The organism is Methylobacterium sp. E-065, from assembly GCF_022829605.1.
In the GTDB taxonomy this organism is placed as follows: Bacteria; Pseudomonadota; Alphaproteobacteria; order Rhizobiales; family Beijerinckiaceae; genus Methylobacterium.
The window spans coordinates 1-17,451 of record NZ_JAKSYD010000303.1 but is presented as its reverse complement, the minus strand read 5'-3'; the positions used below and the strand labels follow the sequence as shown (position 1 = coordinate 17,451).

20 protein-coding genes and 1 pseudogene are annotated in these 17,451 nt (G+C 70.1%); 11 read left to right on the top strand and 10 right to left on the bottom strand.

Translation table 11 applies throughout. The annotated features are described in order from the left end of the window. Nucleotides 1–188: 188 nt before the first annotated feature. The gene (thpR, locus tag MKK84_RS35070) at nt 189–728 is read right to left on the bottom strand and encodes an RNA 2',3'-cyclic phosphodiesterase (protein ID WP_243927634.1); all 540 of its coding nucleotides are present in this window, start codon (nt 726–728) and stop codon (nt 189–191) included. Further along, nucleotides 728–1,423 (bottom strand): arylesterase, encoded by a 696-nt coding sequence (locus tag MKK84_RS35065; RefSeq protein ID WP_409566579.1) that lies wholly within the window; start codon nt 1,421–1,423, stop codon nt 728–730. Before MKK84_RS35065 ends, thpR begins: the two co-directional genes overlap by 1 nt. 108 nt (nt 1,424–1,531) lie before the next feature. Here MKK84_RS35065 and MKK84_RS35060 point away from each other — a divergent pair, with 108 nt between their 5' ends. The 5 genes and pseudogenes from MKK84_RS35060 (at nt 1,532) to MKK84_RS35040 (ending at nt 7,771) form a co-directional block, all read left to right on the top strand. Continuing rightward, a complete protein-coding gene (locus tag MKK84_RS35060) occupies nt 1,532–2,218 on the top strand; it encodes an ABC transporter ATP-binding protein (protein ID WP_409566578.1) in 687 nt (228 codons plus the stop codon). After that, on the top strand, nt 2,218–4,794 hold the full coding sequence (locus MKK84_RS35055; RefSeq protein ID WP_243927631.1) for an ABC transporter permease: 2,577 nt from the start codon (nt 2,218–2,220) through the stop codon (nt 4,792–4,794). Before MKK84_RS35060 ends, MKK84_RS35055 begins: the two co-directional genes overlap by 1 nt. 163 nt (nt 4,795–4,957) lie before the next feature. Then, nucleotides 4,958–5,698: a carbonic anhydrase gene (locus MKK84_RS35050; protein ID WP_243927629.1), complete on the top strand. Its 741-nt coding sequence runs from the start codon at nt 4,958–4,960 to the stop codon at nt 5,696–5,698. A gap of 341 nt (nt 5,699–6,039) precedes the next feature. Further along, nucleotides 6,040–6,810: a Bax inhibitor-1/YccA family protein gene (locus MKK84_RS35045; RefSeq protein WP_243927627.1), complete on the top strand. Its 771-nt coding sequence runs from the start codon at nt 6,040–6,042 to the stop codon at nt 6,808–6,810. Nucleotides 6,811–6,953: 143 nt separating this feature from the next. After that, nucleotides 6,954–7,771, top strand: a pseudogene (locus tag MKK84_RS35040) (dihydrodipicolinate synthase family protein). A gap of 10 nt (nt 7,772–7,781) precedes the next feature. On the opposite strand, the gene MKK84_RS35035 reads toward MKK84_RS35040, so the two are convergent. Beyond that, on the bottom strand, nt 7,782–8,156 hold the full coding sequence (locus MKK84_RS35035; protein WP_243927625.1) for a DUF2794 domain-containing protein: 375 nt from the start codon (nt 8,154–8,156) through the stop codon (nt 7,782–7,784). 348 nt (nt 8,157–8,504) lie between these two features. Here MKK84_RS35035 and bluB point away from each other — a divergent pair, with 348 nt between their 5' ends. Together bluB and MKK84_RS35025 are read left to right on the top strand one after the other, a co-directional pair. Then, entirely contained in the window at nt 8,505–9,143 is a 639-nt protein-coding gene (gene bluB, locus MKK84_RS35030) for a 5,6-dimethylbenzimidazole synthase (protein ID WP_243927736.1), read from the top strand. A gap of 182 nt (nt 9,144–9,325) precedes the next feature. After that, on the top strand, nt 9,326–9,835 hold the full coding sequence (locus tag MKK84_RS35025) for a L,D-transpeptidase (protein ID WP_243927623.1): 510 nt from the start codon (nt 9,326–9,328) through the stop codon (nt 9,833–9,835). 135 nt (nt 9,836–9,970) lie between these two features. Here the strand turns inward: MKK84_RS35025 and MKK84_RS35020 are convergent, their stop codons facing one another. Both MKK84_RS35020 and MKK84_RS35015 read right to left on the bottom strand, forming a co-directional pair. Continuing rightward, nucleotides 9,971–10,279 carry a cupin domain-containing protein gene (locus MKK84_RS35020; RefSeq protein ID WP_243927621.1) on the bottom strand — a complete coding sequence of 103 codons (309 nt, stop codon included), beginning with the start codon at nt 10,277–10,279 and terminating at the stop codon, nt 9,971–9,973. Between the two features lie 60 nt (nt 10,280–10,339). Continuing rightward, complete coding sequence (locus MKK84_RS35015) at nt 10,340–10,576, bottom strand: DUF1674 domain-containing protein (RefSeq protein ID WP_243927619.1); 237 nt, start codon at nt 10,574–10,576, stop codon at nt 10,340–10,342. A 55-nt stretch (nt 10,577–10,631) separates the two neighbouring features. Between MKK84_RS35015 and MKK84_RS35010 the strand changes: the two genes are divergently transcribed. From MKK84_RS35010 to MKK84_RS35000, 3 genes are all read left to right on the top strand, one after another. Then, nucleotides 10,632–12,011 (top strand): RsmB/NOP family class I SAM-dependent RNA methyltransferase, encoded by a 1,380-nt coding sequence (locus MKK84_RS35010; RefSeq protein ID WP_409566577.1) that lies wholly within the window; start codon nt 10,632–10,634, stop codon nt 12,009–12,011. Nucleotides 12,012–12,597: 586 nt separating this feature from the next. Continuing rightward, nucleotides 12,598–14,625, top strand: a complete 2,028-nt coding sequence (thrS, locus tag MKK84_RS35005) for a threonine--tRNA ligase (RefSeq protein ID WP_243927618.1) — start codon at nt 12,598–12,600, stop codon at nt 14,623–14,625. 214 nt (nt 14,626–14,839) lie between these two features. Next, nucleotides 14,840–15,133 (top strand): hypothetical protein, encoded by a 294-nt coding sequence (locus MKK84_RS35000; RefSeq protein ID WP_243927616.1) that lies wholly within the window; start codon nt 14,840–14,842, stop codon nt 15,131–15,133. Nucleotides 15,134–15,137: 4 nt separating this feature from the next. On the opposite strand, the gene MKK84_RS34995 is transcribed toward MKK84_RS35000, so the two are convergent. From MKK84_RS34995 to MKK84_RS34975, 5 genes are all read right to left on the bottom strand, one after another. Beyond that, nucleotides 15,138–15,566, bottom strand: a complete 429-nt coding sequence (locus tag MKK84_RS34995) for a hypothetical protein (protein ID WP_243927614.1) — start codon at nt 15,564–15,566, stop codon at nt 15,138–15,140. Between the two features lie 81 nt (nt 15,567–15,647). After that, the gene (locus MKK84_RS34990) at nt 15,648–15,881 is read right to left on the bottom strand and encodes a DUF6894 family protein (protein ID WP_243927612.1); all 234 of its coding nucleotides are present in this window, start codon (nt 15,879–15,881) and stop codon (nt 15,648–15,650) included. A 118-nt stretch (nt 15,882–15,999) separates the two neighbouring features. Continuing rightward, on the bottom strand, nt 16,000–16,254 hold the full coding sequence (locus MKK84_RS34985) for a hypothetical protein (RefSeq protein ID WP_243927610.1): 255 nt from the start codon (nt 16,252–16,254) through the stop codon (nt 16,000–16,002). A 46-nt stretch (nt 16,255–16,300) separates the two neighbouring features. Next, nucleotides 16,301–16,486 carry a hypothetical protein gene (locus MKK84_RS34980; protein ID WP_243927608.1) on the bottom strand — a complete coding sequence of 62 codons (186 nt, stop codon included), beginning with the start codon at nt 16,484–16,486 and terminating at the stop codon, nt 16,301–16,303. 34 nt (nt 16,487–16,520) lie between these two features. Next, nucleotides 16,521–16,820 (bottom strand): hypothetical protein, encoded by a 300-nt coding sequence (locus MKK84_RS34975; protein WP_313899395.1) that lies wholly within the window; start codon nt 16,818–16,820, stop codon nt 16,521–16,523. Nucleotides 16,821–17,068: 248 nt separating this feature from the next. On the opposite strand from MKK84_RS34975, the gene MKK84_RS34970 reads away from it, so the two are divergent. After that, on the top strand, nt 17,069–17,451 hold a 383-nt coding region (locus tag MKK84_RS34970; RefSeq protein ID WP_243927605.1), incomplete at its 3' end, for a MucR family transcriptional regulator.

Here is a 17,451-nt window from a genome sequence, read left to right as displayed (position 1 = left end):
CACGCTCGATCCTGAACCACCCCCACCCCCGACCCCTCCCCGCAAGCTCGAGCGATCCCGGGCAGGCCCGGGATCGCCAGGGGAGGGGAAGCGTGCTTATTTCTCAAGATCTTGGCGTCCGGCAGAGATGTGTGAATCCTGTAGCCTCTGCGGGGAGGGAAAACCGCGCGGTTGATCCGAACCACGAACTACACGAACGAAAACTCACCCTCCGCCACATACGGCCCACCCCCGGTCGATGCCTTCGCCGAGAACAGCGTCACCCGGTCGACATCGAACGTCAGCGGCGCGAAGGCCGGCGCCTGCGACAGGTACATCGCGGCGGCCTCTGGGGTCGCGTCGCGGCGCAGGCGGGCCAGCGTGATGTGCGGGGTGAATTTCCGTCGCTCCGGCACGAGTCCGGCCCGGCGGACCAGCCGCTCCTGCTCGGCCTGCAGATCCGTCAGGCCCGCCTCCGGCACCACCGACGCGTAGAGCGCCCGCGGCTTGTCGCCGCCGAAGATCCCGAGACCATCGAGCGTCACCGTCAGGGCAGGGCGCGCCCGCATCTCGGACAAAGCTTCGACCACGTCATTGGCCTCGGGTGCCTCGACATCGCCGATGAAGCGCAGAGTCACGTGAAAGTCGCCGGGCTCGATCCAGCGCGCGCCGGGCAGGCCGCCTTGAAACACCGTCAGCGCGTCGGTGACCGCCTGCGGCACGGCGAGTCCGGTGAACAGCCGCGGCACTACCGCGACGCCCCCTGCCGGAGGCCGCCCAGAAACGTCTCGACCGTCGGCAGCATGCGGGACGCGATGGTCTCGACGCCCTGCCGGTTCGGGTGCAGCATGTCGTCGAGGTGCTGTGCCCGGTCGCCGATGATCCCGTCGAGGAAGAACGGATAGAGCATCAGGTCGTAGCGCTTGGCGAGTGTCGGGTAGATCGCGTCGAACCGCGCCTTGTAGTCCGGCCCAAGATTGGGCGACGCCTGCATGCCGGCGAGCAGGACCGGGATGCCGCGCGCCTTCAGCCGCGCGATGATCGCCGACAGCGCGCCCTCGGTCACAGTCGGGTCGGTGCCGCGCAGCATGTCGTTGGCGCCGAGTTCGAGGATCACCCCGTCGGTCCCATCCGGTACCGACCAGTCGACCCGGTCGAGCCCGCCGGTGGCGGTGTCGCCGGAGACGCCGGCATTGGCCACCGTCGCGTCCACGCCCTTGGCCTTGAGCAGGCGCTCCAGCACGGTCGGGAAGGCGGCGTCGGCCGGGAGCTTGTAGCCCGCGGTGAGGCTGTCGCCCAGCGCAACGAGCTTGATCGGGCCGCCCGGGGCGGCCTGCAGAGCTGTCATGAAAGGGACCATCAGGAGCGTTAGCGCTGCGGCAAACAGGGCCGTGCGCCGGAACACAGCGCCGCCATCATGGCGCGGCCCCAATGCGCGACCCATATCGCGGTGCAACCACGGCCCGTGCAGCCAAGATCGAAACCAAGACAGGACCTCGCGCGCCATGCTCGTCATCGCCCACAGATCGTCCGCACGATGAGCCAAGACAAGATGGGACATGCCCCCGCGATCGCGCTGTCCGACATCGATCTCAGCCTCGGCCGCGGCGCCGCCCGGGTCCATGTCCTGCGCGGGATCTCGCTCAGCGTCGGCCGCGGCGAGGCAGTGGGCCTCGTCGGCCCGTCCGGCTCGGGCAAGTCGACCCTGCTGATGGTCATGGCCGGGCTGGAGCGGCCGGATTCCGGCGGCGTCGTCATCGAGGACACCGATCTCGTCCGCCTCGACGAGGACGCGCTCGCCCGGTTCCGGGGCCGGCGGATCGGCATCGTGTTCCAGGCCTTCCACCTCGTGCCGACCATGACGGCGCTTGAGAACGTGGCGCTGCCGCTGGAACTCGCCGACCGGCCCGGCGCCCTGGTGCGGGCCCGCGCCGAATTGGAGGCGGTGGGCCTCGGGCACCGGCTGCACCATTACCCGGCGCAGCTCTCGGGGGGCGAGCAGCAGCGCGTCGCCATCGCGCGGGCGGTCGCCCCCGATCCCGCGATCCTGGTGGCCGACGAGCCCACCGGCAATCTCGACGAGGCCACCGGCCGGCAGATCGTCGATCTCCTGTTCCGGCTGAAGCGCGACCGCGGCGCGACCCTGGTGCTGGTCACCCACGATAACGGCCTTGCCCGCCTGTGCGACCGCACCGTGCGGCTGCGCTCGGGGCAGATCGAGGAGGCGGTGACCGCCTGATGCACGGCACGATCACCCACCCCGATCCCGCCCCCCGGCGCATCCCGCTCACCCTGCGTCTGGCCCTGCGCGAATTGCGCGCCGGGCTCTCGGGCTTTGCGGTGTTCCTTGCCTGCATCGCGCTCGGCGTCATGGCCATCGCGGGCGTGGCGTCGATCTCGCGCTCGCTCTCGGACGGGCTCGGCCGGGAGGGTCGCCGGATCCTCGGGGGCGATCTCGCCTACAACCTCATCAACCGCGAGGCGACCGACGCAGAGAAGCAGGCCCTGGCGCGGGAAGGAAAGCTCGATACCGTCGCCTCCCTGCGGGCCATGGCGGTGGCCGGCAGCGGCGATGCGGCCCTGGTCGAGCTGAAGGCGGTCGATCCGGCCACCTACCCGGCGGCGGGCGAACTCGCCACCGATCCGCAGGCGCCCGTCGCCGACCTCCTGGCGGAGCGCGACGGCGTGCCGGGGGCGCTGGCCGACCCGGCGCTCCTCACCCGGCTCGACATCAAGGTCGGCGACCGGATCGCGCTGGCCGGCCATCCGCTGGCGATCCGCGGCACCCTCGTGTCCGAGCCCGACAAGATCGCGGGCGGTATCGGCTTCGGGCCGCGGCTGATGATCTCCGAGCCGACATTGCGCGCGACCGGCCTGGTCCAGCCCGGCAGTCTGAACCGCTGGAGCTACCGCCTCATCCTGCCGCCCGGCGCCTCGGATGCCGACCTCGGCGCCGTGCAGGAAAAAATCCGCGCCGCCACCCCGGAGGCCGGCTGGGAGATCCGCTCGCGCAGCAACGCCGATCCGCGCTTCGCCAAGAGCATCGAACGCTTCACGCAGTTCCTGACCCTGGTGGGGCTGACCGCGCTGATCGTCGGTGGCGTCGGCGTCGGCAACGCCGTCCACGCCTTCGTCGAGCGCAAGCGGCCCTCGATCGCGACCCTCAAGAGCGTCGGCGCGCCGGGCTCGCAGGTGGTCGCGCTTTACCTGACGCAGGTGATGCTGATCGCCAGCCTCGGCACCCTCATCGGCCTCGTCGTCGGCGCGAGCCTGCCCTTCGTGCTCGACGCGCTGTTCTCCGCCGACCTGCCGCTGCCGCTCAACCCGACGCTCGCCCCGGGGGAGCTGGCGCTCGCCGCCGCCTACGGGCTGATCACCGCCTTCGCGTTCGCGATCACGCCGCTCGGCCGCGCCCACGACGTGCCGGTCTCCGGCCTGTTCCGCGATACGGTCGATCCCGCCCGGGTCAGCCCGCGCTGGCGCTACCGAATCCTGCTGGCCGCGAGCCTCGCGGCGCTGGTCGGGCTGTCGGTGGCGACCGCCTTCGACCGGCGGGTGGCGCTGATCTTCATCGCGGCCGCCGCCATCGCGTTCGGCCTGCTGCATTTGGTGGCGCTCGGCCTGATGGCACTCGCCCGGCGCCTGCCGCATCCGCGCTGGCCGGCGCCCCGGATGGCGCTGGCCAACCTGCACCGGCCCGGGGCGCTGACGCCCGCCATCGTGTTGTCGCTGGGCCTGGGCGTGACGCTCCTCGTGACGCTCAGCCTGATCGACGCCAATGTCCGCCGCACGATCAGCGCGACCCTGCCGGCCCGGGCGCCGAATCTCTTTTTCCTCGATATCCCCTCGCGGGACGCGGGCGCGTTCCGGGAGTTTTTGGCGCGCGCGGCGCCCAACGGGAAGATCGAGGACGTGCCGATGATGCGTGGCCGGATCGTCGCCCTGAACGGCGTGCCGGCGAGCAAGATCCGCGCGCCGGAGGATGCCGCCTGGGTGCTCGACGGCGACCGCGGCATCACCTACGGCGATACGGTGCCGGAGGGCTCGAACCTGACCGAGGGCGCGTGGTGGAGCCCGGAGCAGGGCGCCAAGCCGCTGGTCTCCTTCGAGGCCGACCTCGCCCGCCAGCTCGGCCTGAAGCTCGGCGACACCGTGACGGTGAACGTGCTCGGCCGCGACCTCACCGCGACGATCTTCAACCTGCGCCGGGTGGAGTGGCGCAACCTCGGCATCAACTTCGTGATGGTGTTCTCGCCCGGCACCTTCCGCGGCGCGCCGCATTCCGACCTCGCCACCCTGACCCTGCCGGGCGGCACCGACGCGGCCACCGAGAACCACATCCTGCGGGATGTCGCCAAGACCTTCCCGTCGGTGAGCGCCGTGCGGGTGAAGGATGCGCTCGACGCGATCGGCGACCTCGTCGGCCGGCTGGTCCTGGCGATCCGCGGGGCGAGCGCGGTCGCGGTGCTGGCCAGCCTGTTCGTGCTGGCGGGCGCCATCGCGGCCGGACACCGGGCGCGGCTCTACGACGCCGTGGTGCTCAAGGTGCTGGGGGCGAGCCGGTCGCGGCTGCTCTCGGCCTACGCCATCGAGTACGCGGCGCTCGGCCTCGCCACGGCCCTGTTCGGCCTGATGGCCGGGAGCCTCGCCGGCTGGGTGATCGTGGCCAAGGTGATGCACCTCGACTTCCGCCTCGACCTGTCGGGGGCGCTGGTGGCGGCGGTCGCCGCCGTGGCGCTGGCAATCCTGCTCGGGCTGCTGGGCACGTGGCGGATCCTGGGGCAGAAGCCCGCGCCGTATTTGAGGCAGATCTGAGCGCGTCGGGCCGCCCGCAGGGCCCGCGGGGCGTCGCCCGACCGACGCAGCGAAACGCCGCACCGGACGCCCGGATTAGAGGGAAGGTGGGGGACGTTCGATACGCCACTGGAGAATCCTGCGGGCGGCATGGCGCTGCGGGAACCAGGGGGGATCTGCCTTCATGCACGCCAATTGCGATTGCTGCACCGAGACCGGCCTGACGCGTTTCGGGCGCCGCCGCCTCTTACTCGGGGCCGCTTGTATCCTGGCGGCCACAGCGCTGCCGAGCGGTGCCGTGCAGGCGGCCGGGCCGGTGGCGAAGACCACGCTGCCCCCCGCCGAGGCTCTCAAGCTCATGAAGGAGGGTAACGCCAACTTCCGGAACGAGGCGCCGTCGCTGGCGGCGAACGGCCGCGAGCGCCGCCTCGAATTGGCGCGCGGACAGGCCCCGTTCTGCGTGCTCGTGGGCTGCTCCGACAGCCGGGTCTCTCCGGAGATCCTGTTCGGGCGCGGCCTCGGCGAGCTGTTCATCGTCCGCAACGCCGGCAACACCGTCGACACGGCGGCTTTGGGCAGCATCGAGTATGCCGTCGGCGTCCTCGGCGTCCCGCTGGTGATCGTGCTCGGGCACCAATCCTGCGGCGCCGTCGCGGCAGCCGTGGAGGTGGTGCAGAACAACGCGACCTTCCCGGGCGTGATCGGCGAGATGGTGCAACCGATCGTGCCGGCGGTTCTGGATGCCAAGACCCTGGGCGGCGACCTGCTCGAAGCCTCCGTGCGCAGCAACGCGCGCCGGGTCGCCAAGCGCCTCACCACCCAGAGCCTGGTCATCAAGGACGCGCTGAACGCCGGCACCGTGAAGGTCGTGGGCGCCCGCTACGGCCTCTCCGACGGCCACGTGGAGTGGATGGAGGATATCTGAGACCCCGCGACGGCCAGCGGCGCCCGGAGTTGCGTGGCCGTATCTGCCGGTGCCGTTAAGCAGCCGTCAAGATTTCGCCCGGACCCGTTGAAGTGCAGGGGCCGGGCGATTGCGGGTCGAACGCGGCCCGCACCAGCAGGGACTGCGTTTTAATCCCTGATCCGATGGACAAAAATACATCCTCCGGACACCGAAAACCGCCCCTGCAACCGTGGCAGGGCACTTGTGTCGGAGGCGCGGGCGCAACATATTCCGGTTCGAGGTGCCAGCCTGGCGCCAGAGGTCCTGCGTGGGCCTCGCCCGAAACACCACGCTGAGAGAGCCTCCGCAAGGAAACTCCCATGGCATTCGAGAACAGCCCCTTCCGGTACGGCACCCAGCAGCCGTCGGGCTACGCCGGCACCCAGGTCGAGGTCGACCAGGGCCTGCGTGCCTTCATGCTCGGCGTCTACAACAACATGGTCGTCGGCCTCGGGATCTCCGGTCTCGTCGCCCTCGGCCTGAACATGGCCTCGGTCGCGGCCTATCAGGGTACGCGCCCGATCCTGACCCCGTTCGGTCAGACCCTCTATCTCAGCCCGCTCAAGTGGGTGCTGATGCTCGCCCCGCTGGCGTTCATCTTCGTCTTCTCGATGCGGATGGACCGCATGTCGGCCTCGTCGGCGCGGACGATGTTCTTCGCCTTCGCGGCGGTGATGGGTGCGTCGATGTCCTCGCTCCTCCTGGTGTTCACCGGGGGTAGCGTGGTCCAGGTGTTCTTCATCACGGCGGCGGCCTTCGGCTCGCTGAGCTTGTGGGGCTACACCACCAAGCGCAGCCTGTCGGGCATGGGCTCGTTCCTGATGATGGGCCTGATCGGCATCATCCTCGCCTCGCTGGTGAACATCTTCTTCGCCTCGTCGGCCCTCCAGTTCGCCATCTCGGTGCTGGGCGTGCTGATCTTCGCGGGGCTGACCGCCTACGACACCCAGAAGCTCAAGGAGATGTATCTCTACGGCGGCTTCGACGGTGAGATGGCGGCCAAGATGTCGGTCAACGGCGCCCTGACCCTCTATCTCGACTTCATCAACATGTTCCAGTTCCTGCTCAGCCTGATGGGCGACCGCCGCTAAGGCGATACGGACTGACGGGTTGAGGAGACCCCGGCGGGCAACCGCCGGGGTTTCTTTTTGCCTGACCGGCCGGCGCGCTACGCTGCCGACATGCACAGGATGACCGGCCTCTCCGCCCTCCCGATCGCGTCGATGCCGCCGCCCTGCGCCGACTGCTGGAGCCTCTGACGGCGGCGGGGGTCGATTGGGTCGGCCTGCTCGGCAGCACCGGCACCTCCGCCTACCTGTCCCGCGACGAGCGGCGGCGGGCGGACGAGATCGCCGCCGAGACGGTCTCCGGACGAGCGCCCCTCCTGGCCAGCATTGGCGCGCTGCGCACCGACAAGGCGATCCGCCTGGCCCGGGATGCGCAGGCGGCGGGAGCGGCCGAGCGGCTCCTTGCCGCCGTCTCCTACACGCCGCTCACCGAAGCCGAGCTGGTCGGGCATCTCGAGGCGGTGGCCGGAGAGGGCGGCCTGCCGCTCGTGATCTACGACGATCCCAACGCCACGGATGTGCAGTTCTCGCCAGAGCTGACCGGCCGGATCGCACGCCTGCCCGGCGTGGTAGCCGCCAGGTGTCCGGCGCCGGAACAAGCCGCCGCCGGAGCCAGGGTCTCCGCCCTGCGCGTCGCAGCGCCGGCCGGTTTTCCCATCGGCTTCAGCGGTGACTGGAACGCCACGGAGGCCCTGATCGCCAGGGGCGCCGCGTGGTTCAGCGTCGCCGCAAGCCTGTTCCCACAGATATGCCGCGTCATCGTCCGGGCGGTCGAGGCGGGCGACGCGGACCGTGCCCGGGCGCTGAATGCGACGCTCGAACCGCTCTGGGAGCTGTTCAAGGCCCATTCGAGCCTGCGGGTCGTCTAGCGCTAGTCGACATCCCGGGCCTCTGCCAGGCCGAGCTGCCGCGTCCGATCCGGCCGCTGTCGCCGGAGGTCCGGGCCGGGATCGCCGGGACCGTGCGCAGGATGTCCCTCGCGTGAGTTCGCCCGGTCAGACCGCCTTCGGCGCCGGCTCCAGCACGGCGATGACCCGTGCCAACTCGGTGCCGCGCTTCAGGATCTGGCCGCTGGCGGCGATCACCGCGTAGGCGCCCTGGCGGCGGGCGAGCTTCGGATCCTTCTCGATCCGGTAGAGCGGCATCTCGGAGGCGCGGCGGTAGATCGAGAACACCGCCTTGTCGCGGCGGAAGTCGAGGGCGTAGTCGCGCCACTCGCCCGCGGCGACCTGCCGTCCGTAGAGGTTGAAGATCACGCGCAATTCGTCCCGGTTGAAGGCCACCTGGGGCGGCTCCGCGCGGGCGGGAAAGGGAATCACATGCCCCGCCGCCTCGTCGGGCCCCGGCCCGGGGCCCATCCTCTCGGTCATCCTAACTCCCGCACGCCGTTGCTTTGCCGGATGATGGCCTCCGCCGCAGCCGCCCGCAAGGGTGGGGTCGGGCCCGGTCGTGGCGCGCGCGACACACCCAAGCGACAAAAAACACCGTTCCGCCCGATTCGCGCCTTTTGCGAGCCGCGTTGCAGTGGCACAACAGACGGTGAACCTCGCCGGTTTTTGACCGGCCGGCGCCGCGACCCAGCTCCCCAGCCATCGGTCGCCGGTCGGGATCCCAGAACCCGGCACTCCGAGGTTTCGAGACCCAAGACTTCAGGCCGCCCCATCCGGGCGGCCTTTTTTCTGTTCCGGTCCGGGCCGGGATGCTTGTATGCCACCGTTATGGGGCCGCCCGCCTTCGACGACACCTTCCTGCAGGATCTCGACGCGCTGTTCGCGTGGCGCCGGGACGTGCGCCGGTTCCGGACCGATCCGGTCGACGGGAGCCAACTCGACGCGTGCCTGGCCGCGGCGCACCGGGCGCCCTCGGTCGGCAACAGCCGGCCCTGGCGGTTCGTGCGGGTCTCGGACCCCGACCGGCGCGCCGCCGTGACCGCGAGCTTCGGCCGGTGCAACGCGGCGGCGGCGGAACGCTACGACGCGGATCGGGCGGCCCGCTACCGGGCGCTGAAGCTCGCCGGCCTGCGCGAGGCGCCGATCCATCTCGCGGTCTTCTGCGACGGGGCGACCGAGACCGGCCTCGGGCTCGGCCGGGCCAGCATGCCCGAGACCCTGGCGTATTCTGTGGTCGGCGCCATCCAGTGCTTCTGGCTCGCCGCCCGGGCGCGGGGGCTCGGCGTCGGCTGGGTCTCGATCCTCGAACCCGAGGCGGTGACCGCGATCCTGTCGGTGCCGGAGACGTGGCGGCTCGTCGCCTATCTGTGCGTCGGCCATCCGGTGGAGGAGCATTGCGATCCGGAGCTGGAGCGCCACGGCTGGCAGGCCGAGGACGCGCGCGGCCGCCGCTTCATCGAGCGCTGAGCGATCGCGGAGCAGGGTCCGAAGTCGTGCGTAAGATCTCGGCGCACAAATTTACGTTGCTGCTTTACCGTAATCAGTGGTTTTAGGCGCCATCCACGTATCAACCATAGCTCTCACTGGAACGGCAAGCTCGGCCGTGGATTACTCGGCCGCAGACGCTCTTGCTGGTCGAGGAACGGGTTATGTCGGGTCGAGTGGCGGCTTTATTGGGTCTGACCGGCGCTTTGCTGGCCGGATGTTTCGGCGGCGCGCAGGCCCGCGAGGTCGTGCCGTTCCAGAACGGGGTCGCGCCGGGTTCGATCGTGATCAGCGTGACCCAGCGCAAGCTGTACTTGGTCAACGGGGACGGGACGGCGCTCCGCTATCCGGTGGCGGTGGGCAAGCCCGGCAAGCAATGGTTCGGCACCGCCGCCATCGACGGCAAGTACGTGGCGCCGGCCTGGTCACCCCCGGCCGAGGTCAAGCGCGACAACCCGCGCCTTCCGAACCTGATCGCGGGCGGCTCGCCGCACAACCCGATGGGCGCGGCCGCGATGACCCTGCAGGGCGGCCAGTACGCGATCCACGGTACCAACCGGCCGAACTCGGTGGGCACCTACGCATCCTATGGCTGCATCCGGATGTACAACCAGGACGTGGTCGATCTCTACGCCCGGGTCGATGTCGGCACGCCGGTCTACATGACGCACTGACGATCGAGTCGCGGTTTCGAAAGGGCTCGCCCTTTCGCGGGTCCAGGGCAGAGCCCTGGTGAAGACCTCAGGGCCAAGCTCTCAGGGCACCGCCCTGAGAACCCGCCAAAGGGCTCGTCCTTTGGGAACCCGATATTACCCAGCCGGCGGCGCGGTCGCCTCGACGGCCGTGAAGGTCTCCAGGATCCGGTAGGTGTGCTCGGCCCCGGCCGGCACACAGTAGGAATCCCCGGCCGCGAGCGCGATGGTCTCGCCGCCCACCACCAGTTCCGCCTTGCCGCTGATCACGTAGCCCACGGTCTCGTGCGGGGAGGTGGTCATCGGCTTGTCGGCGTTCGGCTCCTCGGCGCGCCACATCCGCATCCCGAGCCGCTCGCCCCGGGCCAGGGTGATCTCGCCGTGCGGCCCCTCGGCCGCACCCCGTGCCGATACCTTCGTCGCCATCGCGTTCGCTCCCTGTCGATCAGGCAGGGGCAACGGCCCTCGGGCCGCCGCGTTCCGGCGTCAGAAGTCGACCGCGAGGCCCTTCACCTCCCAATCGTCGTAGCGCACCGGCTCCAGCCCCCCGCGGCCCTGCCGCTCGGGCTTGGCGCTGATCTCGGCCGCGCGGGCGTCGATCGCGGCGCGGCGCTCGGCGGCCTCCGCGAGGGCGCGCTCCGCCGCGGGGCTCAGCGCTCGGGGCGCGGCCGCGGTGGTGTTCGGGTCTTGCCCGTTGGGGTCTTGCCAGTTCAGGTCTTGCATCGCGCTCGCTCGGGTGTGAGGGCGTGGAACGAGAGAATTCGGCTCTGGAGCAGAAGTGGCATCGCGGGACATCGACCGCAACACGCGGACAAAGACTTCAACGCCAGCCACGGGTTCCGATACGGCGGGCCTCGGCGCCCGGCGCGCGGCGCAGCAGGCGGTCGTGGCGCTGATCGGCCAGGAGCGGCCGCCCGCGCTCGACGAGGCCCTCGCGCTGGCGATCCGCACCGAGGCGCTGGCGCCGGCAGACGCCGCCCTGGCGCGCGCCATCGCGGTCGCGACCTTCCGGCATTACGGCCTGATCCGCGCGGCGCTCGCCCAGCGGCTGGATCGCGGGCTCCCCGACGCCAAGCCGCAGCTCACGGCCCTGCTCGCCACCGCGACGGCCCAGATCCTCGATCTCGCGGTCCCCGATCATGCGGCGGTCGACCTCGCGGTGCGGCTCGCCAAGGCGGACAACCGGACCGCCCATCTCGGCGGCCTCGTGAACGCGGTGCTGCGCCGGATCGCCCGGGAGCGCGAGACCATCCTGGCCGAGGGCTCCGACGCGCTCGCCACCAACACGCCGGACTGGCTCGCCCGCCGCTGGAGCGCCGCCTACGGGCCGGAGCGCGCGGGCGCGATCGCGCGGGCGCATCTGGCCGGCGCCGCGATCGACCTGACACCGCGGGGGGACCCGGGTGAGTGGGCCGAGCGGCTCGGCGCCGTGCGGCTTCCCACCGGCTCCCTGCGCCTGCCGGAGAACGGGCCGGCAATCCCGGAGCTGCCCGGCTTCCAGGAAGGGGCGTGGTGGGTGCAGGACGCCGCCGCCGCGATCCCGGCCCGGCTGCTCGCACCGCAGCCCGGCGCCCGCGTGCTCGACCTCTGCGCCGCCCCCGGCGGCAAGACCCTGCAGCTCGCCGGCACGGGCGCGCACGTCACGGCCATCGACCGGTCCGCGCCGCGGCTGGAGCGCCTGCGCGAGAACGTCGCCCGGCTGAACTTCGACGTGGAGATCGTCGTCGCCGACGCCCTGGCGCTGGAGGGACAGGACCACGACGCGGTGCTGCTCGACGCGCCCTGCTCGGCCACCGGCACGATCCGCCGCCATCCGGACGTGGCCTGGACCAAGTCGGAGGCCGACATCATCCGGCTCGCCGTGCTTCAGAGGAAGCTTTTGGACCACGCGGCCGGGCTGGTGCGGCCGGGCGGGCTCCTTGTTTACTGCACCTGCTCGCTGGAGCCGGAGGAGGGGGAGGCGCAGATTGCAGCCTTCCTTTCCCGCGACACCCGGTACACGCGCGTGCCAGTCCGGCCCGAGGAGGTCGGCGGGGCGGCCGAGCTGATCGATGCCAACGGTGATCTGCGCACCCTGCCGTGCCACCTCGCCGAGGTCCCTGGGGCCCGCGGCGGGCTCGACGGGTTCTTCGCGAGCCGGTTGCAGCGCGTGGGGTGAGGCAGGCGGCTCCGCGTGACCATCGAGTGCGTCGAGGTGTTCTGCGGTTCAGCAGCGAAATCGGGGGGTCTCGCTCTACCGCGGGCGTCGATGTGCCGATCCCCGGCTGGAATAGGGGCCGCAGTTGCAGCGAGCGACGGGCCTCCACGGGCGGGCTAGCGGATTCAAACACCTCCATCCGGCGCCAACGCCTTGAGAGCAGGCCGCTTTCCCCTTCCCGCAAGGGAAAGGAGTGCGCGTCGGCTTGCATCGTCACCGTTGGAGGCACGGTGACGAGAAGGACGGCACCGGCCGGGGGGAGCCCGATTAATGCCGCGGGGACCGGCTCCCGCGCCTACTTGGCCGACACCTGGGCTCCCGCGGCATCCCGCGTGTTGCTTGTTGGGCCAGGCCCCCGGCGCCGAGAGGCGGGTGGGGACGATGGCGCATGCGGTGAGGACAGGCTGGGGCAGGCCAGCCGGGTCAGGAATGCGGGCAGTTGCGCCGCACCGTTGTTCCCTCGCCCCACAAATCGGTCTACACGGCCGCTCCCTCGAAACCGCTTACCTGCCCCGTATGCAGGACTGAGCCCGGAGACGCTTGATCCATGCCGATTCTCACCTTCCCCGACGGCAACACCCGGGAGATCGCCGCCGGCACCACCGGCCGCGCCGTGGTCGAGGGCATCGCCAAGTCGCTGGCCAAGCGCACCGTCGCCATGGCGCTCGACGGCACGGTCGCCGATCTCGACGATCCGATCGCGCGCGACGCCCGCATCGAGTTCCTCGACCGCACCGACCCGCGCAGCCTGGAGCTGATCCGGCACGATTGCGCGCACGTGCTCGCCGAGGCGGTGCAGGCACTCTGGCCGGACACCCAGGTGACCATCGGCCCGGTGATCGAGAACGGCTTCTATTACGACTTCTACCGCGAGACCCCGTTCACACCGGAGGACTTCCCGAAGATCGAGGCGAAGATGCGCGAGATCATTGCGCGCGACGCGCCTTTCACCAAGGAAGTCTGGACGCGCGAGGATGTGCGGGCGCTGTTCGCCGGCAAGGACGAGACATTCAAGGTCGAGCTGGTCGACGCGATCCCTCCGGGCGAGGATCTGAAGATCTACCGGCAGGGCGAGTGGTTCGACCTGTGCCGAGGCCCGCACATGACCTCCACGGGCAAGGTCGGCACCGCCTTCAAGCTGATGAAGGTCGCGGGCGCCTATTGGCGGGGTGATTCGAACAACCCGATGCTGACCCGCATCTACGGCACCGCCTGGGCGGCGCAGGCCGACCTCGACGGCTACCTCCACCGGCTGGAGGAGGCCGAGCGCCGCGACCACCGCCGGCTCGGCCGGGAGATGGACCTGTTCCACTTCCAGGAGGAGGGGCCGGGCGTCGTGTTCTGGCACGCCAAGGGCTGGACGATCTTCCAGGAGCTGATCGCCTACATGCGCCGGCGCCTGCGCGGCGATTATGCCGAGGTCAACGCCCCGCAGATCCTCGACAAGGCCCTGTGGGAGACCTCCGGCCACTGGGGCTGGTACCGGGAGAACATGTTCGCCGCGCAATCGGCCGGCGAGGAGGCCGAAGACAAGCGCTGGTTCGCGCTCAAGCCGATGAACTGCCCGGGCCACGTGCAGATCTTCAAGCACGGGCTGAAATCCTACCGCGACCTGCCCCTGCGCATGGCCGAGTTCGGCGTGGTCCACCGCTACGAGCCGTCCGGCGCGATGCACGGGCTGATGCGCGTGCGCGGCTTCACCCAGGACGACGCCCACGTCTTCTGCACCGAGGACCAGCTCGCCGACGAGTGCCTGAAGATCAACGACCTGATCCTCTCGACCTACGCGGATTTCGGCTTCGGCGAGATCGTGGTGAAGCTCTCGACCCGGCCCGAGAAGCGCGTGGGCTCCGACGCGCTGTGGGACCACGCCGAGGAGGTGATGACCCGGGTTCTGGCGCAGATCGAGGAGCAGTCGGCCGGGCGGATCAAGACCGCGATCAACCCGGGGGAGGGCGCGTTCTACGGGCCGAAATTCGAGTACGTCCTGCGCGACGCGATCGGCCGCGACTGGCAATGCGGCACCACGCAGGTCGACTTCAACCTGCCCGAGCGGTTCGGCGCGTTCTACATCGACGCCGACGGCGCAAGGAAGCCGCCCGTGATGGTCCACCGGGCGATCTGCGGCTCGATGGAGCGCTTCACCGGCATCCTGATCGAACACTTCGCCGGGCATTTCCCGCTCTGGCTGGCGCCCGTGCAGGTGGTGGTGGCGACGATCACCGGCGAGGCCGATCCTTACGCCCGGGAGGTCATCCGCACCCTGGAGCGCGCGGGCCTGCGGGTCGAGGCGGATCTGCGCAACGAGAAGATCAACTACAAGGTCCGCGAGCACTCGCTGGCCAAGGTGCCGGTGCTGCTGGCGCTGGGCAAGCGCGAGGCGGAGGAGCGGACGGTCTCGATCCGGCGGCTCGGCAGCCAGCAGACCCGCACGCTGCCGCTGACCGAGGCGGTGGCGGCCTTCGTGGCGGAGGCGACGGCTCCGGACCGCCGCCGGGCCGACGCGGTGGCCGAGACGGTGCCGACCAGCGACACGGTGCTCGACGGGCATCATGAGGTGCAGCCCGCGCCCTGAGGGGGGATGGTTTCCGGGCAGAGGCAGCCTGCATATCCGCGGGTGTTTCCCTCCCCCCTCTGCGGGGGAGGGAGAGACGCTGGACCGTTCGTTCTTATCCTCGAATAAATCTTTGAAGTCGCTATTCGCGGCGTTCCGGCAGCGCGCCGAAGACATCCGGAAACACTGACGAAACCGGCTTCCGGTATCGGGCCACAAACATCCGGAGGGACCCATGCCCCGCCTCGCCTGTGCCCTCGTCCTGAGCGTCCTTGCGACCGCTGCCGTTGCACAGGAGCGGATCGACACGCACGGCCTGACCTGCGCCGCCCTGCGGGCCCGCGTCGCCCGGGACCGCAGCGTGATCCTCGCGAGGAGCGCGACGGCCTACGAGACCGTCCATCTGGATTCCGGATCATGCCAACAGGACGAGACCGGCGCGCCGGCCTTCGAGCCCTCCGCCGATGTGCCGTCCTGCTGGGCCGGATGGCGCTGCACGCAGCGCAACAGCGACAGCGGCCAGCGCTGAGCCGTCAGCGCGCCTTCTCGTGCTCCGCGAGGCCCACCGCCCGGTAATCGTAGGTCGGGTAGAACTCGGTGCGGTAGGCGCCCCAGGCCGTGTCCTCGAGGACGCGATTGACCTCCCGGAGCCGGGTGGCGGGCAGCCGCAGCGTGATGATCTGCCCGATCCCCATGACGACATTCCACGAGACGACCTCGATCCCGGGGGGCGGGAAGGCCTTGTAGAAACCCTGCTTGGCGAGTTGCGCGTTCAGTTCGGCCAAGGGGCGCGACTGGTCATGACGCAGGAAGACCGTCAGCAGGACGGCGTTGTCCGGCGTCGCCGTCGCGGACCCCGCCGGGGGCGGCGGTGCCGTCTGCGCCCGCGCCGCCAGGGGCAGGGCGCAGAGCAGCGCGAGCGCCGCCGCGCAAGATCCGATCGCACCCGTTGTCCGTGTCATCCGTCCTCCTCGACCGCTCCAGCGACGCGCACCAACGCGGCGGACCGACCGCGCTATCCCTGTCTCGCCCCTCAACCGCCGTCAGCCTTGCTCGATGTCGTAGGAGAGCCGCAGGCGCAGACGGACCTCGCCCTGCGCGTCGCGCACCGCGATCACGTAATCCTGCCGCTCCCGCGGATCCGACAGGCCCTGGGCGATGCGGGTCATCATCCGCACCGCCTGCGCCCGCGCTGCGGTCAGATCAGGAACATCAAAACCCTCCTGGTCGCGGACAAGGTTGGTGCCATCATGGATGTCGATGAAATAGCGTGTCACAGGTTCTGGCTCAGCGAGCACAACTGCTCGCAAGAATCACTATCCGTTGTTTCTACGTAGTTTCGGTCCACCTATAAACCTGCGCTGCCTGTGTCGCATGGACGGAAGCAGGTGCCTGTCAGCCGCCGACCAGGCTCTCGGCGAAGTCGTCCGGCACGTCGCCGAACTGGCCGAGGATCGCCACACTCTCGAGTTCGCCGGTCTCGTCGTCGGCGACGACCTTCAGGGCGACGGCGCCGGGCAGGCGTCCGGCCAGCGCCTCCGCCTTCTTGAGGGCGCCGAATTCGCTCTGCGCGGGCTCCTGGCGTGCCGGGCGCAGACGCTTGCGATGCAGTTCGAAGGGCTGAACCACGAAGGTGGTTTTCAGGGCCATGGCGGTCTCCTCGGTGCAGGCGGCCTCCGTGACCGAGGCCCGCCGCTCACAGGCTGCGTGTCGTCACACCGAGCGCCAGAAGGACGTAGGCGCCGATGAAGAACCATTGCCGGTGCGCCACCACGGTCCGTCCGACCATCGGGATCCGTGTGTACAGGCTGGCGACGGCGAGACCGATCAGAACGGCCGACACGAGAAAGGTCAGGAGGCGCGGTGCGGAGAGCGTGGGCATGGTCCATGCTGGCCGCGACAGGCTTACCGGACCGTTACCGGTCGAGTCCGGGCACGAGGGGTCGGTCGGCGGTCAGCGGCCCCTTGGACCCCGGGAGCAACCCGACCTCGGCCAGCCAGAGGGCCATGATCGCCGCAGCGAGCAGCGTCGCCAGCGAGGCCAGCCGGCCGGTCCAGCGCCGCAGGACGATCATCATCACCAAGACGACGAGGAGGGCGAGGATGAGGGCCAGCAGGAGCATGGTCGCGCAATGCCACGTCGCGGCCGCGCCGTCACCACGGCGGTCTCGCGCCGTCGCAGCCCCGTCGACCGAATACCTGAAGCGCGCGGCCACGGATATTCCTGAACTCTAGGTGCATTGCTGGATCGTTTCGCAGCCTGGGATTAACAGTCCGGCAGTCGACGGTATCGCCCGGCCGCCGCGGCTAAGATCTCTTGGACGATTGCCGGAAATACCCGGCTGCCGGCCGTGCCGGGCATGCCAATCATGCACCGGATGCCGGTCCACAAACGATTTTGTAACTTGCATTCAGCGGGGGGAAGTAGCAAATCACTTGTGAGGGGCACACTAGGAATGCTGAAGTGACAGAAGAAACCACCGGGCCCACCCCCAACTTCATCGAGCTGGCCGGTGACATCGTCGCCGCCTACGTGTCGAACAATCCCGTTCCGGCCGCGGAGCTGCCGGCGCTGATCGCCCGGGTTCATGGGGCCATCGCGGGCCTCGTCTCGGGCACCCTGACGGCGGAGACCGGCACGGCGGCCCAGCCCGATATCGACCGGCCGAGCGCGGCCCAGATCCGCAAGTCGGTTCGTCCGGACGGGATCGTCAGCTTCATCGACGGCAAGACCTACAAGACGCTCAAGCGCCACCTGACCAGCCACGGGCTGGACCCGCGGGCCTACCGCGACCGCTACGGCCTGCCGGCCGATTACCCGATGGTCGCCCCGGCTTACGCCGAGCA

Coding starts and splice junctions, on each gene's coding strand:
- MKK84_RS35065 (WP_409566579.1), bottom strand. CDS start 1,423: ATGGGTCGCGCATTGGGGCCGCGCCATGATGGCGGCGCTGTGTTCCGG.
- MKK84_RS35060 (WP_409566578.1), top strand. CDS start 1,532: ATGGGACATGCCCCCGCGATCGCGCTGTCCGACATCGATCTCAGCCTC.
- MKK84_RS35055 (WP_243927631.1), top strand. CDS start 2,218: ATGCACGGCACGATCACCCACCCCGATCCCGCCCCCCGGCGCATCCCG.
- MKK84_RS35050 (WP_243927629.1), top strand. CDS start 4,958: ATGCACGCCAATTGCGATTGCTGCACCGAGACCGGCCTGACGCGTTTC.
- MKK84_RS35045 (WP_243927627.1), top strand. CDS start 6,040: ATGGCATTCGAGAACAGCCCCTTCCGGTACGGCACCCAGCAGCCGTCG.
- MKK84_RS35035 (WP_243927625.1), bottom strand. CDS start 8,156: ATGACCGAGAGGATGGGCCCCGGGCCGGGGCCCGACGAGGCGGCGGGG.
- bluB (WP_243927736.1), top strand. CDS start 8,505: ATGGGGCCGCCCGCCTTCGACGACACCTTCCTGCAGGATCTCGACGCG.
- MKK84_RS35025 (WP_243927623.1), top strand. CDS start 9,326: ATGTCGGGTCGAGTGGCGGCTTTATTGGGTCTGACCGGCGCTTTGCTG.
- MKK84_RS35020 (WP_243927621.1), bottom strand. CDS start 10,279: ATGGCGACGAAGGTATCGGCACGGGGTGCGGCCGAGGGGCCGCACGGC.
- MKK84_RS35015 (WP_243927619.1), bottom strand. CDS start 10,576: ATGCAAGACCTGAACTGGCAAGACCCCAACGGGCAAGACCCGAACACC.
- thrS (WP_243927618.1), top strand. CDS start 12,598: ATGCCGATTCTCACCTTCCCCGACGGCAACACCCGGGAGATCGCCGCC.
- MKK84_RS35000 (WP_243927616.1), top strand. CDS start 14,840: ATGCCCCGCCTCGCCTGTGCCCTCGTCCTGAGCGTCCTTGCGACCGCT.
- MKK84_RS34995 (WP_243927614.1), bottom strand. CDS start 15,566: ATGACACGGACAACGGGTGCGATCGGATCTTGCGCGGCGGCGCTCGCG.
- MKK84_RS34985 (WP_243927610.1), bottom strand. CDS start 16,254: ATGGCCCTGAAAACCACCTTCGTGGTTCAGCCCTTCGAACTGCATCGC.
- MKK84_RS34980 (WP_243927608.1), bottom strand. CDS start 16,486: ATGCCCACGCTCTCCGCACCGCGCCTCCTGACCTTTCTCGTGTCGGCC.